Consider the following 15490-nt stretch of genomic DNA (forward strand, 5'->3'; position numbering starts at 1 on the left):
CCGGAGATCCCGCGGGTCTATCGCAGGTAGTCCTGCAGGCCGTCGACCAGCGCGAGCGCGACCTTCTGCCGGAACTCGGCGGACCGGAAGAGCCGCGCCTCGGCGGGGTTCTTCATGTTGCCGGTCTCGATGAAGACCTTCGGGACCGTGGAGAGGTTGAGCCCGCCCAGGTCGTTGCGGTAGTCGAGGGCCTGGCGGCCGATGTAGGTGGAGTACGGCAGGCCGGTGCCCTCGCGGAAGGCCTTGCGGACGGCCAGGCCGAGCTTCTCGGACTCGGCGACCATCCGGGCCGTCTGGCTCCTGATCTTCTTCGGCATGATCACGTGGAAGCCGCGGTTGCCCGCGGCCGAGCCGTCGGCGTGCACCGAGATCGCCGCGTCCGCCCGGGCCCGGTTGCCGATCGCCGCCCGCTCGGTGATGCACGGGCCGAACGGAGTCTGCGGGGTGCGGGTCAGCACGACCTTCGCACCCCTGGCCCGCAGGAGCGCGGTCATCCGCTTGGACACGTCCCAGGTGAACGCGGCCTCGGAGTAGCCGTTCGGGGTGGTCGTGCCCGTGGTGTCGCAGGCCTTCTTCTGGGTCTGGACGTCGACCAGCCGGTTGATCTCGGCGGTGTGCCGGAAGTTGTTCTCGTTGTGCCCCGGGTCGACGACCACCACCTTGCCGGCCAGCGGCTTCGGCGAGGCGGCCCCACCGGTCGCGGGAGCCGCGGATTCGGAGGAGGCTCCGGGATCCGCGGACTCGGCCGTGCCGGTGGGGTCCGGGGCGGGAGTGTCGTCCGGGGAGCCCGGCGAGGCCGTCTCCTCCGGAGATCCTCCGGAGGGCGTGGTCTGCGCCGGGCTCGCGGCGGGGCCGGTGGCCTGTGCGGAGCCCGTGCCGGTGTCGTCCTGGGCGCCGCCGCAGGCGGTGACACCCAGGGCGCAGAGGGCAAGGGCCGCCGTGAGCGCTCTGCCAGTCACGTTCATCCCCCCGTAGGAACCGTCAGCCCACCAATGTACGTGGCCCGACGCCGTGACCGCGGCCGGATGTCACCAGACGTGTTCCTCGATCTCCTGTCTCTGCGGGAACGCCTCCTGTCTCTGCAGGAACGCGGCCAGCTCCCGCGCGTCCTCGGCGTCCACGCCGAGGACCACGCGCGGGCGTCCCCAGGGATGGTCGATCGAATGGGCCACGTAGCTGGCCACGGAGTCGGCTCCGGCATCCCCGTGCCGGCCCCGGGCGGCGCGCCACTGCGCCCACGCCCGCTCCAGCTCGGAGGCGGCGCGCTGAGCGCATGACACCAGTTCTGGATCACGCATGATTACCCCCTTATCAGGACCTGAGTGAACACCAGACCTGCGTGTCACCCACGGGGGTTTGCCCAGCCTTGGTGCCCGCCTGGAAGCGCTGTAACGCTCCAGGCGGGCCGTTTACGATCCGATGGGGCCGGTGCTGCGCCGTACGATCAGCTGCGGGGTGACCTGGCGCATCCGCGAGGCCTTGCCCGGCTCGGTGATCCGGTCGCTGAGCAGCGCCGCGGCCGAGCGGCCCATCGCCCTGCGCGGCTGGTCCACCGTGGTCAGCGAGATCGGCGGGGCGCCCGACAGCTGGGAGTTGTCGTAGCCCACCACCGACAGGTCCCCGGGCACCCGCAGGCCGAGTTCGGCCGCGGCGGTCAGCACGCCCGTGGCCACGCGGTCGTTGACGGCGAAGATCGCTGTGGGGCGGGGGTCGCGGGACAGCAGGCTCCGCGCGGCCCGCGCGCCGCCCTCCTCGGTGGCCTCGGCCTGCTCGACCGTGATGTAGGGCGCCAGCGCGTGCCTGCGCATCGCCACCAGGTAGCCCTCGCAGCGGAACCGGCCGGAGGAGGAGCAGGAGCCCTCGATGTGGGCGATCCTGCGGTGGCCGAGCTCCACGAGGTGGTCGACGGCCAGGCGGGAGCCGAGCTCGTCGTCGTCCACGACGATGTCCACGCCGCCCAGGTCGATGTCGCGCTCGCCGACCACGACGGTCGGGGTGTAGGCGGTGGCCTCGATGAGCGTCTCGCTGGTGGGCGGGATGCCGAGCAGGACGAGCCCGTCCACCCGCAGCTCCAGGAACGCCTCGACGGCCTCGTCCTCGAACGCGGGATCCCACTGGCTGTTGCCGATGAGCAGCCGGAGCCCCTCGCCGTGCAGGCTCTCCTGCAGGCCGTCGAGGAACTCGGCGTAGAAGGGGTTGTGCAGGTTGGCGACGAGCGCGCCGACCAGGTGGGTGCGGCCCTCGACGAGGCTGCGCGCGACCGCGTTGGGCCGGTAGCCGAGGTCCCTGGCCGCTTGCAGCACGGCCTGCCTGCGGTGCTCGCTGACGTGCGGTGATCCGCGCAGTACCAGCGATACCAGCGATTTGGAGACGCCGGCTCGTTCGGCGACGTTGCGGATGGTGGGCCGCGGGCGCGGTCCGGAACCGTCTGGCGGGACGGTGACGGCGAGCGCGCGGGCTCTGGTGACGGCGGTGTTGACCGGCGGTCCTGACATGGCCTCTCCCCCGGAATGGTGGGTGGGCACCTGTGCGGGTGTCTGGATGCCCTCTCACTCAAAACGATCGAGTTCCGGATCGGGTACGGCTTTGGCGCGATCTACCTTCGATCTTGACCGTGCGGCTGTCGGGCACCGGCTCCGATAGTCTGCGGATGTGAGTTCGACATCCGGAGCGGCCAAGCAGGACAAGCCGGTGACGGGCGGCGCACGCCCGGCGCGGCGCAGGCTCAGCGTCGACCGGCGCCGTGAGGAGCTCATGGCGGCGGCTCTGGAGCTGTTCAGCAAGCACGACGCCGAAGACGTCTCCATCGACGACGTCGCCTCGGCGGCGGGGGCCTCGCGGGCCCTGGTCTACCACTATTTCGGCGGCAGGCAGGAGCTCTACGTCGCCGCGCTCAGGAGCGCCGCGACCCAGCTGGAGACCCGGCTGCGTCCCCAGGGCAACGGCCGCCCGCTGGACGAGCTGGCCTCCGGGCTGGAGCGCTATTTCGATTTCGTCGAGGAGCACGCGGCGGGGTTCGCCGCGCTGCTCAAGGGCGGCCCGGCCAACCGCAGCGGTGAGATCGGGGAGATCGTCGACAGTGTCCGGCACCGTCTGTTCAACCTGATCACCAAGCAGATGCGGGTCGAGGAGCCCGGTCCCGCTCTGCGCATGACGCTGCGCTCGTGGATCGCCTCCGTCGAGACGGCCGGTCTCGACTGGCTGGAGCACCGGGACATCGAACGGGCGGTGCTGGAGCGCATGCTGGTCGATCACATGGTGGCGCTGCTCGGGGTGGCCGCGAACCACGACCCGGAGGTCGAAGGGCTCGTCGAGGAGCTCGTCCGCGACCAGTTACTCTGAGTCGCCATGAGGGGTCGCCCTGAGGGATCGCTCCGAAGGTCTTGCAGGTCTTGCGGGGAGTCGCCCTGAGGGCCTTCGACGGAGACGGCGCCAGGCGACTCGGGCGCCGCGACGGATGCGGCGCCCCGGCGGGTGCGGCGATCTGTGGGGCGGCGCCGGGCGGGCGACGCCGCTTCCCACATGAGCCGACCTACGCGCCCACACGTTCTGTGAGCGCGCGCGTGGTGCCCCCGGATCGTGCCTCCGACGAGCCCGTCCTACTCGGAGCGCTGCTGCGGGATTCCCGCGAGCAGGGCGCGGACCTCGGTCTCCCTGTAGCGACGGTGCCCACCCAGCGTGCGGATGGACGTCAACTTGCCGGCCTTCGCCCACCGGGTGACGGTCTTGGGGTCGACGCGGAACATGGTTGCGACCTCCGCCGGGGTGAGCAGCGGCTCGGCCTCAGGTGTACGAGCTGACATTTGTGCGGCCTCTCCTCCGTGTGGACCGGCGACAGCGATCCTGCGATTTGACGCTTGTCACGGATGTCCTCTATGGCCCCTTGCGTGCGGCTATTCGGACCATATGTGGCATCACCCGATGTGACCATACAGCTACGTAGGGCGATTGGCGAGTCTTTGGGAGACTCATCTCTCTTGTGTACGCGCTGTAGTCACGCTCGGTGATTCTAGCGACACGTTTCGTGGTATCGCAGTGAAAACGGCAAACTACTCAGTTCGCAGATGCGTCCCCGGACGTTGACAGCCCCACTTATGCAGGTCAGAGGGGTGATATGCGACTCAGTTTGCTGATTCGAGAAGTTGTATTGACCTCCAGCGGAGGATCACCCGCTGATACATGGCGAACGCGAGCTCTTCCTGTCCCGTCTCCAGACCTGTCAGCGCCGCGGCCAGCTCCGCCACGGACTGGTCGGCCTGGAGCTTCTCGTCGTCCATGAGGTGGACGATGCCCCCGTAGTCGAGCTCGACCAGGGAGTGGGGGTGGAACTCCTCCAGCCACCGGGCGACGTCCTCGACCTCGCTGGTGACGCCGGCCTCTCCCACCTGGCGGCGGATGATCTGTAGCGCCCGGGCGGTGCGCCGCCGGGCGTGGGCCATGGAGGTGACGTAGATGAGGTTGCGGGAGGCGGACGAGCCTCCGGCCGCCGGCTCGCCGTCCAGGACCAGCCAGCGCTCGTTGCCGTCGAAGGGGACGAACCAGGATGTCGGAACGTGCCAGGTCGAGGTCCTGATGTGGGTGCGCAGCGCGGCCGAGCCGCTGCGCCGCTTGAAGCGGTCGAAGTCGTCGGCGGTCTGCTCGGCGATGGTGATCGGCACGAACCGCTCCATCAGCCGCAGGGGGGTCGTGCCCCGGAAGCGTGAGAAGGCCAGCCAGGACCGGAGCCTGCTCTGCCAGGGACAGACGTACAGAACGTCCTCCACGCGCCTGAGATAGGCGTTGGGGCTCTCGTGCGGGGGCGCCGGGATCGGCGGTCTGCCGATGAGACGCGCCACCGCCTCCCCGTGCTCGGCGTGGAGCGCGCTCGCCCGGCGCGGCCGGTCGCGCGCTCCGGCATAGGTCTCCCATGAGACGCGCTCCGACGGGCTGAAGGCACTCAGAGGTTCGTAGACGCGGAGGTACGCGGCATAGGGCAGCACGCTCGCATCGTGCCACGAAGAGCCCGTCATTGTCCGGTACCGTCTCATCCGCCGGCGGCCGGGGACGCGCCCGGAGAACAGGCCGGGCGATCCCCGGCGTGTCGCGTCCAGGCAGGTCGACGGGACTTTCACTCCTCCCCCGGGAAGAGTTGTGGTTACCCTGAGAAGTGATCTCCGCCGCGACGGTGCGGCGGACCGGACGACCAGGAGTCACCACCGTGACGGACGTCTTCGGGCTCTCCCACAAGGAGAACGGCCCAGTAAGCGGCCAGGCCAGGCACGAGCAGGTCATCTTCTGCTCCGACGAGCGCAGCGGCCTCCACGCGATCATCGCGATCTACAACACCGCCCTCGGCCCAGGCCTCGGCGGCACCAGGTTCTATCCCTACGAGAGCGAGCAGGCCGCGCTGGCGGACGTGCTGAACCTCTCGCGGGCGATGGCCTACAAGAACGCCCTGGCCGGTCTCGACCTCGGCGGGGGCAAGGCCGTCATCATCGGCGACCCGGACAAGGACAAGAACGAGGCGATGCTGCGGGCCTACGGCCGCTTCATCCAGTCGCTCAACGGGCGCTACCTCACCGCGTGCGACGTCGGCACCTACAGCGAGGACATGGACGTCATCGCCCGCGAGACCTCCTACGTGACCGGGCGCACCACGGCCAACGGCGGTGCCGGCGACTCCTCCATCCTGACCGCCTTCGGCGTGTTCCAGGGCATGCGGGCCGCGGCCGAGCACGTCTTCGGCACGCCCTCGCTGCGCGGCCGGCGGGTCGGCGTGGAGGGCGTGGGCAAGGTGGGCCACCGGCTGGTGGAGCACCTCCTCGAGGACGGCGCCGAGGTCGTCGTCTGCGACGTCAGCGAGCGGGCCGTCGAGCAGGTGCGCCGGCGCCACCCCGGGGTGGACGTCGTGGCGGACAAGCTGGAGCTCACCTCGGCCGGCATCGACGTCTACGCGCCGTGCGCCCTCGGCGGGGCCCTGGACGACGACACGGTCGCCCGGCTGCGGGCTGCGATCGTCTGCGGCGGGGCCAACAACCAGCTCGCCCACCCGGGGGTGGAGAAGCAGCTCGCCGACCGCGGCATCCTGTACGCGCCCGACTACGTGGTCAACTCCGGCGGCGTGATCCAGGTCGCCGACGAGATCCAGGGGTTCGACATGGACCGCGCGCAGGCAAAGGCCGCCAAGATCTACGACACCACGCTCAAGATTTTCGCCACGGCGGCGGAGGACGGCGTTCCTCCGGCGGTCGCAGCGGATAGGCTAGCCGAGCGCAGAATGTCGGATGTTGGGCGGATCAGGGGCATTTGGCTGGGCCACTAGTCCCTCGCGCTCATACGGCGTACCGAGCCGGGCGCAAAACAGGTACGGTTGTAGTCGAACGAGAGCTGACGTCTCAAGTCAGGCGGCGTCAGTGCGTGGTGCGTTAGCGACGAGGGGCCAGATCGGCCCCACACGAGGGGGTCGAGCCAATGGGGCGCGGCCGAGCAAAGGCCAAGCAGGTCAAGGTTGCTCGCCAGCTGAAGTACAACAGCGGTGGCACTGATCTTGAGCGTCTTCGTGACGAGCTCGGAGTCAGGGATGACTCCAACCACAATGACGACGCCAACGACTCCTACGATGATCTGGCGGATCGCTATGCCGATTACGCCGATGACTTCGACTCCGAGGACGACCGGGACGACAACCCGCCCGGCCGTCGGTAGGCGGCTTTCCGTTTGGTCGTGAGCAGGGCACCCGGGGCAGGTCCACCGGGTGTCCTCTCCATATGCACCGATCCCCGTTCAGCGCTTCGCAGGTCCGGAGCGCTCTTTCGCGTTTCCGCGCTCTTTCCGGTCATGTGACGGGTCCCGGGACAGGCCACGTGACGGGTCCGGTGGCGGGGAGGCCCCGCCACCGGTGAACACCCGGAATCAGTGAGAGCTAGCGATAGCGGGCCCGGCCGGAGCCGGCGACGACCTCGCCCAGGACCCACGCGGGCAGGCCGCGCTCCTTGAGCAACGTCAGGGCCGGATCGACCGCGTCCGCGGGGACGATCGCCGCCATGCCCACCCCGAGGTTGAAGGTGCGGTCCATGTCGGCCTGCGCGACCTTGCCGTGCTCGGCCAGGAAACCGAAGACGGCGGGCGGGGTCCAGGACGACCGGTCCAGCACCGCGTCCACCGCGGGCGGCAGCGAGCGGGCCAGGTTGCCCTCCAGCCCGCCGCCGGTGATGTGCGCGTAGGCGTGGACCTCCACCGAGCGGGCCAGCGCCAGGCAGTCCAGGGAGTAGATCCTGGTCGGCTCCAGCAGCTCCTCACCCAGCGTCCGGCCGAACTCGGCGACCTCCCGCTCCAGCGGGAGGCCGGCGAGCTTGATGATGTGCCGGACCAGCGAGTAGCCGTTGGAGTGCACGCCGGAGGAGGCCAGCGCGAGCACCACGTCGCCCTCGCGGACCCGGTGCGGGCCGAGCATGTCGTCGGCCTCGACCACGCCGGTGGCGGCGCCCGCCAGGTCGTACTCGTCGGCGCCCATGGCGCCCGGGTGCTCGGCCGTCTCCCCGCCGATCAGCGCGGCCCCGGCCAGGCGGCAGCCCTCGGCGACGCCGCCCACGATCTCGGCGATCCGCTCGGGGACGACCTTGCCGCAGGCGATGTAGTCGGTCATGAACAGCGGCTCGGCGCCGCAGACCACCAGGTCGTCCACGACCATGCCGACCAGGTCGATGCCGATCGTGTCGTGCCTGCCCAGGCGCTGGGCCAGCATCACCTTGGTGCCGACGCCGTCGGTCGAGGTGGTCAGCAGCGGGCGCCGGTAACCCAGCAGCGCCGAGGCGTCGAAGAGGCCGGCGAACCCGCTGGCGTCGTCGACGACCTCGGGCCGCCGGGACCGGGCGACCTTCGACTTCATCAGCTCGACGGCGCGCTCGCCGGCGTCGATGTCCACGCCGGCGGCGGCGTAGCTGGTCATGCCTGGGCCTCCAGCACGTACTTGCCCACGTTGTCGCGGTCGACGGCGATGGGGTACTGACCGTCGAAGCAGGCTCTGCAGAGCCGGTCGGCGGGGATGGTGGTGGCCTCGATGAGGCCTTCCTGCGAGATGTATCCGAGCGAGTCGGCGCCCAGCGAGTCGCGGATCTCCTCCACGCTGAGCGAACCGGCGATCAGCTCCGCCCGGGTGGCGAAGTCGATGCCGTAGAAGCACGGCCAGGCCACCGGCGGCGAGGAGATCCGGACGTGGACCTCGCGCGCCCCCGCCTCGCGGAGCATCTTGACGATGGCCCGCTGGGTGTTGCCGCGCACGATGGAGTCGTCCACGACGATCAGCCGCTTGCCCGCCACGACCTCCTTCAGCGGGTTCAGCTTGAGCCGGATGCCGAGCTGGCGGATGGTCTGGGACGGCTGGATGAAGGTCCGGCCGACGTAGGAGTTCTTGACCAGGCCCTGGCCGTACGGGATCCCGCTCGCCTCGGCGTAACCGACGGCGGCCGGGGTGCCCGACTCGGGGGTGGGGATGACCAGGTCGGCCTCGACCGGGTGCTCGCGGGCCAGCACGCGGCCGACCTCGACCCGGGTGGACTGCACGCTGCGCCCGGCGATCGTGGTGTCGGGGCGGGCGAGGTAGACGTACTCGAACAGGCAGCCCTTGGGCTCCGACAGCGCGAACCTGCGGGACCGCACGCCGCGCTCGTCGATGGTGATGAGCTCGCCCGGCTCGATCTCGCGGACGAACGTGGCGCCCACGATGTCGAGGGCGGCGGTCTCGGAGGCCACCGCCCAGCCGCGCTCCAGCCGGCCCAGGACCAGCGGGCGGATGCCCTGCGGGTCGCGGGCGGCGTAAAGCGTCTTCTCGTCCATGAAGACGAGGGAGTAGGCCCCCTTCACCTGGGGGAGGAGCTCGGCGGCCGCGTCGTCGATGGGCTGGCTGCGGTCCTGGGCCAGCAGCGACGTCAGCACCTCGGTGTCGGTGGTCGCCCGGGTGGCGCCCGGCGCGAGGCGCTGGGCCAGCTCACGGGTGTTGATCAGGTTGCCGTTGTGGGCGAGCGCGAGCCCGCCGACCTCGGTGGAGCTCAGCGTCGGCTGGGCGTTCTCCCAGACGCTCGACCCGGTGGTCGAGTAGCGGCAGTGGCCGATGGCCAGGTGGCCGCGGAGGGTGCCCAGCACCGACTCGTCGAAGACCTGGGCGACGAGGCCCATGTCCTTGTAGACGAGGATGCGGCTGCCTTCGCTGACCGCGATGCCCGCGGATTCCTGCCCGCGGTGCTGCAACGCGTACAGCCCGTAGTAGGTGAGTTTGGAGACTTCCTCCCCGGGGGCCCATACGCCGAAGACGCCGCAGGCGTCTTTCGGAGGTCGGTCATGGGGGTCAAGGTCATGGCTCAGCTGGCCGTCGCCCTTCAGCACGGCTTCAGTTTAGGTCGACCGCTTCGCTGCCCGTGCCCCGGGGCCGGAACTCGCCCCAACGATGACCTGACCGAACAATCGTCGGCGCTTTGCCGTGGCGTCCTCGTTTCGGCGCCGGGACGCGGGGGATGGTGGGGTATCCGGCATTTCGACCGTCGGGAGAGCAGAAGTGACATCACCTATCGACTCACCCCAGCCCGACCCGTGGCGCGAGCCCCGGGACCGGCCGTCCACGCCGGACGAGCCCGCCTCACGACCTCCCTCGGCCGCCGGGTCCTCCGGCTCCGGGGAGATGCCGCCGGGCACCCCGGAGCCTGCCGGACCCGGCGAGCTGCCACCGAACACTCCGGAACCCGCCGGCCCCGGCGAGGTTCCCCCGGGCCGTCCGGAACCGGTCCCGGGGGAGACTCCCGGCCTGCCTGAACCGGCGCCGCGAGAACCGGTGCCGCCGCATCCGGACCTGCCGGACGCACCAGAGGTGCTTCCGCCGGTCCAGACGGCCGCACCGGACTCTCCGCGGTCCGGGCAGGCGGGATCGTCCCCCGAGGCCGCGGGCCCGGGGGACACGCGGCCCTCGGCGGACACCCCGGGACCCGGAGAGGCGGGATCCCGGGGGGCCGCCGGGGGGTCCGGGGAGACCGGGCCGCGGGAGGACACCGGAGGGCCGGGGGAGGCGGGGTTTCCGGCTGCGGAGCCGCCCGCCTCCTACCCGGTTCCCGGGGCCGCGCCGCCCGCCTACCCCGGCTGGGAGAGCGCCCCCGAGCAGGCCCCCCTCGACGACATCGGCGCGCCGCCGGGCGTCGTGCAGCCTTCGCGCTACGACCCGCCGACGCCGCCGGAGAGCCTGTCCGCCGTGCCCTCCGAGGCCACCGAGCCCGTCACCGGCGATTTCCCGCCCGGCCGCGACCCCGTGCCGGGCGGCCCGTACGGCGCCGCGGGCCCCGGCGGCCCACCGGCCGCCCAGGGAGGCCCGTACGGCGTCCCCGAGGCCGGCGGCTCGTCCCCCGGTCAGGGAGGTCCGTACGGTGCTCCCGGTCCCGGGGGTCCGCCGGCCGCTCCGCCGTACGGCGCTCCCGCCCCGGGCGGTTCGCACGCCGCTCCCGGCGGGCCGGGCGTTCCGCCTCCGGGCGGCCCGTACGGCGCGCCGCCGCCCGGTGGTCAGTACGGCGGCGTTCCCGGCGCTGCGGGGATGCACCCCGGCGCGCCTCCGCACGGGACGCCCACGGGGGCTCCCGAGGCGGCCTCCACCGGCGCCCATCCCTACGGCGGGGCGCCCGCGCAGCCGTACGGCGCGCAGCAGTACGGCCAGGCCTATCCCGCGGGACCCGGGGGATACCCCGCGCCGCCCCGTGGCGACCGGCCCGGGCCCGGGCGGGGCGGCGGGCTCGGGACCGCCGCACTGGTGCTCGGCATCGTCAGCGTCGTCCTGCTCTTCGCCTGCGGGATCGGCACGCTGACCGCGATCGTCGGCGTGATCATCGGCATCGTCGCGATCGTCAAGAACTCCAACCGCGGCCGCGCCTGGGTCGGCCTGATCCTGAGCGCCCTGACTCTGATCATCGCCGCGGTGGTCCTCGTCTGGTTCGCGAACAAGGTCGGCGACTGCCTGGAACTGCCCACCGCCGAGCAGCAGCGGTACTGCGTCGAGCAGAAGTTCGGCGTCCAGCTCCAGCCCGTGCCCTGACCCCGCCTCCGCTCCGCCCCGTCCCGCCTCCGCGAAGGGGGGCGTGACCGGGAACCTCCGGCATCCGGCGGGCAGAGCCCCGGAACCCTCAGGTGAGCGGCAGATAGTCCGTGAGATCGGCCCGGGAGCCGCTGGCCGCGATGCGTCCGGCCGCGGTCGCCTCGGCCCAGGTCAGCCGCCCGGTGGCCAGCTCCAGCCAGGTCCGCGCGTCCGTCTCCACCACGTTCGGCGGGGTGCCCCGGGTGTGCCGGGGCCCCTCGACGCACTGCACCGCCGCGTACGGCGGGACCCGCACCTCGACGGTCCGGCCCGGGGCCGCGGCCGCCAGCCGGTCCAGCAGGTGCCGCACGGCCAGGCGCGCCGCCTCCCGCTCCGGCCGGACGTCCCGCCCGTAGGCCCGCATGACCGCGGTGACGCACGCGCCCAGCATGGCGCCGGGGCTCTCGGGACCGTCGTAGGACGGCTCGCCGAGGGCGGTCAGCTGGGCGTCCAGGGCGGATCGGATCTTGGCGGGATCGGGCTTGTGTGCTGGCACGCCCCCATCATGCCCGCCCGCCGTACCCCCGCGTCGTCCTCCTCCGCCGGAGCGCCGCCCGAGTGAGCCGGAGCGGGCGGCGGTCCGTATCTCCGGGTGAACCACCCCCGCACAAGTCGTTACCTGGCTATTTGCGACAAACGGTTCATCATCCGGGCAAATGTCGTTCACCTGGGGTTCGGCCGGCGCCCGTAGCGTCCCGGCCCGGAACATCTGCACATCCTTGGAGGCCCCTGTGGCGAACCCGTCGCCGCGCCGAATGCTCCCGCTGCTCACGAGCCCGCACAAGGGTGGCCGCAGCGCTCTGACCTGCGAATTCCGCTGCGGCAACGCCTGCGCGCACGAGGTCGCGAACGCCAGCGAGAACGCCTACTTCGGTGACGTGGTCACCTCGGTCCTCTCCCGCCGCGGCATGCTCCGCGCGGGTGCGCTCGGCGCGCTGGCCGCCGGGGTCGGCGCGGCCGGCCTGGCCGGGGCCGCGCCCGCGGCGGCCGAGCCCAAGCCGGAGGCCGGCGCCTTCGGGCACGGTGGCGACCGGGGCCGGGGCGGTCTGCGTTTCGCCGCGGTCGCGCCCAACCGGGAGGACCGCCTTGTCGTCCCCGAGGGCTACCAGTCGGCCCCCGTCGTGCGCTGGGGCGACCCCGTCCTGCCCGACGCCCCGGCGTTCGACTTCGAGAACCAGACGGCCGAGGCCCAGGCCAAGCAGTTCGGCTACAACTGCGACTTCGTGACGTTCTTCCCGATGGGGAGCAACCGCGGGCTGCTGTGGGTCAACCACGAGTACTCCGACGAGGCGCTCATGTTCCGCGGCTACGCCGGTGGCAACGCCGCGACCGAGGAGCAGATCAAGATCGGTCTGGCCGCGCACGGCGGCTCGGTCGTCGAGATCGAGCGGGTGGGCGGCTCCGGGCAGTGGAGGCTGGTCACCAGGGGCCGGCGCCGCTACAACCGGCGCGTCACCGCGCAGACCCCGATGAGGTTCACCGGTCCGGCCGCGGGCGGCGACCTGCTGAAGACCGCCGCCGACCCGTCCGGCACCACCGTCCTCGGCATGCTGAACAACTGCGCCGGCGGCACCACCCCGTGGGGCACCGTGCTGAGCGGCGAGGAGAACTTCAACCAGTACTTCGTCCTGGGCAGCGGCGCCCCCGAGGCGGACAAGGCCGCGCTCAGGCGGTACGGCATCGACACCACCTCGACGACCCCGTCCGGGCGGCGCTTCGACCGGGTCGAGGAGCGCTTCGACCTGTCCAAGCACCCGCATGAGGCCAACCGCTTCGGCTGGATCGTGGAGATCGACCCGTTCGACCCCGACTCCACCCCGATCAAGCGCACCGCCCTGGGCCGCCTGGCCCACGAGGGCGCCACCACCACCCTGGCCAAGGACGGCCGGGTCGTGGCCTACATGGGCGACGACTCCCGCTTCGAGTACGTCTACAAGTTCGTCTCCAAGAAGCGCTACATCCCCGGCTACGACCGCCACAACCGCACCCTGCTGGACGAGGGCACGCTGTACGTGGCCAAGTTCACCGGCGACAGCCCCGCCGCCGAGATCGACGGCTCGGGCAAGCTCCCCTCCGACGGGCAGTTCGACGGCTCCGGCCAGTGGATCCCGCTGGTCACCGGGAACGTCTCACACGTGCCCGGCATGACGGCCGCCGAGGTCCTCGTCTTCACCCGCCTGGCCGCCGACAAGGTCGGCGCGACCAAGATGGACCGTCCCGAGGACATCGAGCGCAACCCCGTCACCGGCGGCGTCTACCTGGCGCTGACCAACAACTCCAACCGGACCGCCGCCCAGGTGGACGAGGCCAACCCGCGCCCGTCCAACCGGCACGGCCACGTCCTGGAGATCGTCGAGCGGCGCAACGACGCGGGGGCGACCACCTTCGCCTGGTGGCTGCCGCTGGTCTGCGGCGACCCGAACGACCCCGCCACCTACTTCGCCGGGTTCGACAAGACCAAGGTCTCGCCGATCTCCTGCCCGGACAACGTCGCCTTCGACCGCGACGGCAACCTGTGGATCTCCACCGACGGCAACGCGCTCGGCTCCAACGACGGCCTGTTCGTCATGCCGGTCACCGGCCGGGAGCGCGGCTACCTGCGGCAGTTCCTCACCGTGCCGATCGGCGCGGAGACCTGCGGCCCCATGATCACCCAGGACCAGCGCAGCGTCTTCGTCGCCGTGCAGCACCCGGGCGAGGTCAACGGGGCCTCGCCGGAGGCCCCCGCCAGCCACTGGCCCGACGGCGGCACCAGCCAGCCCCGCCCCTCGGTCGCGGTGGCCTGGCACACGCAGGGCAGGAAGATCGGTTCCTGATCCCGGTACGGCCCGCGTCCCGCCGGACCATGGCGCGGACTCCCCAGGACGCGGGCCGTGCTCCCGTCTCCTCCCCCTTCGCGAACGCCCCGCCCTACGCAGCGGGTACGGCGGGGCGTTCGCCCTTGCCGCGGGGGCGGGCCAGGGCGGCCAGGACGGCGCCGGCCAGGGCGACGGCGAACAGCACGCCGTACGTCCTGCGGAACCCTTCCATGAGCTGCTCCACGGCGACCGGGGAGATGCGCGAGAGCGTGCCCGCGTAGACCTGTGATCGCAGCTCGGGGCTGAGCGTGCTGGTCAGCACGCTCAGGGTCAGGGCGACGCTGAGCACGATGCCGACGTTCATCACCATGAGCCTGAAGCCGTTCACCACGCCGAGGCTCCCGGCGGGCAGCGCCTTCATCACCTGGGTGGTGTTGCCGGTCAGGAACGTGCCGCTGCCGCAGCCGCACAGGAACAGGCCGATCCCGACGACCCAGTACGGCGTCGCCGGGGCGGTGTTCAGCATCAGCACCGCCAGCCCGGCCGTGCTCAGCAGCGCGCCGCCCACGGACAGGACGTAGGGGGAGATCCGGCGGCCGACGGCGCCCGCGACGGGGGAGGCCAGCGCCATGCCCACCGGGACCGGAAGCACGCCCAGCGCGGCGGTGACGGCGTCGACGCCCCTGGCGGCCTGGAAGTACAGGGCGGCCAGGAGGATCAGCGACGCGCGGGCCAGCGCGTTGCAGAACGAGGCCAGGTTGGCGAAGGCCAGCATGCGATCGCCGAACAGGCGCACGTCGAGCACCGGGTTCGAGGCGCGGCGCTCCACGACGATCAGCAGCGGGATCAGGACCAGCGCGACCGCCGCCCCCACGATCACCACCGGGCTGCCCGGCCCCCGCGAGCCCGCCTCGGAGAGAGCGATGAGCGCGGCCGACAGGGCGGCGAAGACGATCAGGTTCCCCAGGGCGTCCACCGGCTCGCGGGGGCCGCCGCGCTCGACCTTCCGCAGGGTGAACGCCCCCCAGACGAGAGCGATCAGACCGGCGGGCACGTTCACCCAGAAGATCCACTGCCACCCGGCCGCCTCGGCGACCAGCCCGCCCAGCGTGGGGCCCGCGAGCTGGGCGACCGAGAGGGTGCCGATGTAGACGCCCATGCCCTGGCTGAGCCGGTCGGGCGGGAAGGCGTCGGTGATGATCACGGTCCCGTTGGCGAGGATCATCGCCGCGCCGATCGCCTGCACCGCGCGCATCGCGATCAGGAACCAGACGTTCGGCGACAGGCCGGCCAGGAGCGAGGCGAGGGTGAACAGGGCGAAGCCGGCGAGGTACACCTCCCGGCGGCCCAGCAGGTCGGCCACCCGGCCGAAGAACACCAGGGTGGCCGTGTTGACCAGGAGGAAGGCGAGCAGGATCCACCCGGAGGCGAAGGCGTCCGCCCTGAAGTGCCTGACCACCTCAGGCAGGGCCACGTTGAGCGTGCTCCCGGAGACGCCGATCAGCACCAGGCCGAGGCTGGTGACCGAGCAGACCCGCCACGCGTAGCGCAGCTTGGAGGCGTACTCCGGGGAGCCGGGGAGGTCCTGGGGGATCGCGACCATGACTCC

General features: G+C 71.8%; 14 protein-coding genes. 5 read left to right on the forward strand and 9 right to left on the reverse strand.

Annotated features, from left to right (window positions below; all coding sequences use genetic code 11):
* Positions 1-17: 17 nt before the first annotated feature.
* The 3 genes from Psi01_RS35930 to Psi01_RS35940 form a co-directional block, all read right to left on the reverse strand.
* On the reverse strand, positions 18-965 hold the full coding sequence (locus Psi01_RS35930) for an N-acetylmuramoyl-L-alanine amidase (protein ID WP_204068623.1): 948 nt from the start codon (positions 963-965) through the stop codon (positions 18-20).
* Between the two features lie 63 nt (positions 966-1028).
* Positions 1029-1298 (reverse strand): hypothetical protein, encoded by a 270-nt coding sequence (locus Psi01_RS35935; RefSeq protein WP_204068624.1) that lies wholly within the window; start codon positions 1296-1298, stop codon positions 1029-1031.
* Between the two features lie 111 nt (positions 1299-1409).
* Positions 1410-2495, reverse strand: a complete 1086-nt coding sequence (locus Psi01_RS35940) for a LacI family DNA-binding transcriptional regulator (protein ID WP_204068625.1) — start codon at positions 2493-2495, stop codon at positions 1410-1412.
* A 157-nt stretch (positions 2496-2652) separates the two neighbouring features.
* Here Psi01_RS35940 and Psi01_RS35945 point away from each other — a divergent pair, with 157 nt between their 5' ends.
* Positions 2653-3342: a TetR/AcrR family transcriptional regulator gene (locus Psi01_RS35945; RefSeq protein WP_239128277.1), complete on the forward strand. Its 690-nt coding sequence runs from the start codon at positions 2653-2655 to the stop codon at positions 3340-3342.
* Positions 3343-3599: 257 nt separating this feature from the next.
* Here Psi01_RS35945 and bldC read toward each other — a convergent pair whose 3' ends face one another.
* Complete coding sequence (bldC, locus tag Psi01_RS35950) at positions 3600-3803, reverse strand: developmental transcriptional regulator BldC (RefSeq protein ID WP_013133571.1); 204 nt, start codon at positions 3801-3803, stop codon at positions 3600-3602.
* A gap of 318 nt (positions 3804-4121) precedes the next feature.
* Positions 4122-4979, reverse strand: coding sequence for a DUF8083 family protein (locus tag Psi01_RS35955; protein WP_204068626.1), 858 nt, complete (start codon positions 4977-4979; stop codon positions 4122-4124).
* A 218-nt stretch (positions 4980-5197) separates the two neighbouring features.
* Here Psi01_RS35955 and Psi01_RS35960 point away from each other — a divergent pair, with 218 nt between their 5' ends.
* Positions 5198-6301 carry a Leu/Phe/Val dehydrogenase gene (locus tag Psi01_RS35960; RefSeq protein WP_204068627.1) on the forward strand — a complete coding sequence of 368 codons (1104 nt, stop codon included), beginning with the start codon at positions 5198-5200 and terminating at the stop codon, positions 6299-6301.
* A gap of 149 nt (positions 6302-6450) precedes the next feature.
* Positions 6451-6684 carry a DUF3073 domain-containing protein gene (locus Psi01_RS35965; RefSeq protein WP_203878538.1) on the forward strand — a complete coding sequence of 78 codons (234 nt, stop codon included), beginning with the start codon at positions 6451-6453 and terminating at the stop codon, positions 6682-6684.
* A gap of 217 nt (positions 6685-6901) precedes the next feature.
* Here Psi01_RS35965 and purM read toward each other — a convergent pair whose 3' ends face one another.
* Positions 6902-7927: a phosphoribosylformylglycinamidine cyclo-ligase gene (purM, locus tag Psi01_RS35970; RefSeq protein ID WP_204068628.1), complete on the reverse strand. Its 1026-nt coding sequence runs from the start codon at positions 7925-7927 to the stop codon at positions 6902-6904.
* Positions 7924-9360 carry an amidophosphoribosyltransferase gene (gene purF / locus Psi01_RS35975; RefSeq protein ID WP_204068629.1) on the reverse strand — a complete coding sequence of 479 codons (1437 nt, stop codon included), beginning with the start codon at positions 9358-9360 and terminating at the stop codon, positions 7924-7926. The genes purM and purF overlap by 4 nt, the downstream gene beginning before the upstream one ends.
* Before the next feature lie 478 nt (positions 9361-9838).
* Here purF and Psi01_RS35980 point away from each other — a divergent pair, with 478 nt between their 5' ends.
* Positions 9839-11044, forward strand: a complete 1206-nt coding sequence (locus tag Psi01_RS35980) for a DUF4190 domain-containing protein (protein ID WP_204068630.1) — start codon at positions 9839-9841, stop codon at positions 11042-11044.
* Between the two features lie 88 nt (positions 11045-11132).
* Here Psi01_RS35980 and Psi01_RS35985 read toward each other — a convergent pair whose 3' ends face one another.
* Positions 11133-11579, reverse strand: a complete 447-nt coding sequence (locus Psi01_RS35985) for a sterol carrier family protein (protein WP_204068631.1) — start codon at positions 11577-11579, stop codon at positions 11133-11135.
* A 235-nt stretch (positions 11580-11814) separates the two neighbouring features.
* On the opposite strand from Psi01_RS35985, the gene Psi01_RS35990 reads away from it, so the two are divergent.
* Positions 11815-13899: a PhoX family protein gene (locus Psi01_RS35990; RefSeq protein WP_373872535.1), complete on the forward strand. Its 2085-nt coding sequence runs from the start codon at positions 11815-11817 to the stop codon at positions 13897-13899.
* A 94-nt stretch (positions 13900-13993) separates the two neighbouring features.
* Here the strand turns inward: Psi01_RS35990 and Psi01_RS35995 are convergent, their stop codons facing one another.
* Positions 13994-15484 (reverse strand): MFS transporter, encoded by a 1491-nt coding sequence (locus Psi01_RS35995; protein WP_204068632.1) that lies wholly within the window; start codon positions 15482-15484, stop codon positions 13994-13996.
* Positions 15485-15490 lie beyond the last annotated feature (6 nt).

The organism is Paraplanobispora siamensis (genome assembly GCF_016863175.1).
Lineage (GTDB): Bacteria > Actinomycetota > Actinomycetes > Streptosporangiales > Streptosporangiaceae > Planobispora > Planobispora siamensis.

Bases quoted from the DNA above. Each gene is read 5' to 3' on its own strand.
- Psi01_RS35930 (WP_204068623.1), bottom strand. From the start codon at position 965: ATGAACGTGACTGGCAGAGCGCTCACGGCGGCCCTTGCCCTCTGCGCC.
- Psi01_RS35935 (WP_204068624.1), bottom strand. From the start codon at position 1,298: ATGCGTGATCCAGAACTGGTGTCATGCGCTCAGCGCGCCGCCTCCGAG.
- Psi01_RS35940 (WP_204068625.1), bottom strand. From the start codon at position 2,495: ATGTCAGGACCGCCGGTCAACACCGCCGTCACCAGAGCCCGCGCGCTC.
- bldC (WP_013133571.1), bottom strand. From the start codon at position 3,803: ATGTCAGCTCGTACACCTGAGGCCGAGCCGCTGCTCACCCCGGCGGAG.
- Psi01_RS35965 (WP_203878538.1), top strand. From the start codon at position 6,451: ATGGGGCGCGGCCGAGCAAAGGCCAAGCAGGTCAAGGTTGCTCGCCAG.
- purM (WP_204068628.1), bottom strand. From the start codon at position 7,927: ATGACCAGCTACGCCGCCGCCGGCGTGGACATCGACGCCGGCGAGCGC.
- Psi01_RS35995 (WP_204068632.1), bottom strand. From the start codon at position 15,484: ATGGTCGCGATCCCCCAGGACCTCCCCGGCTCCCCGGAGTACGCCTCC.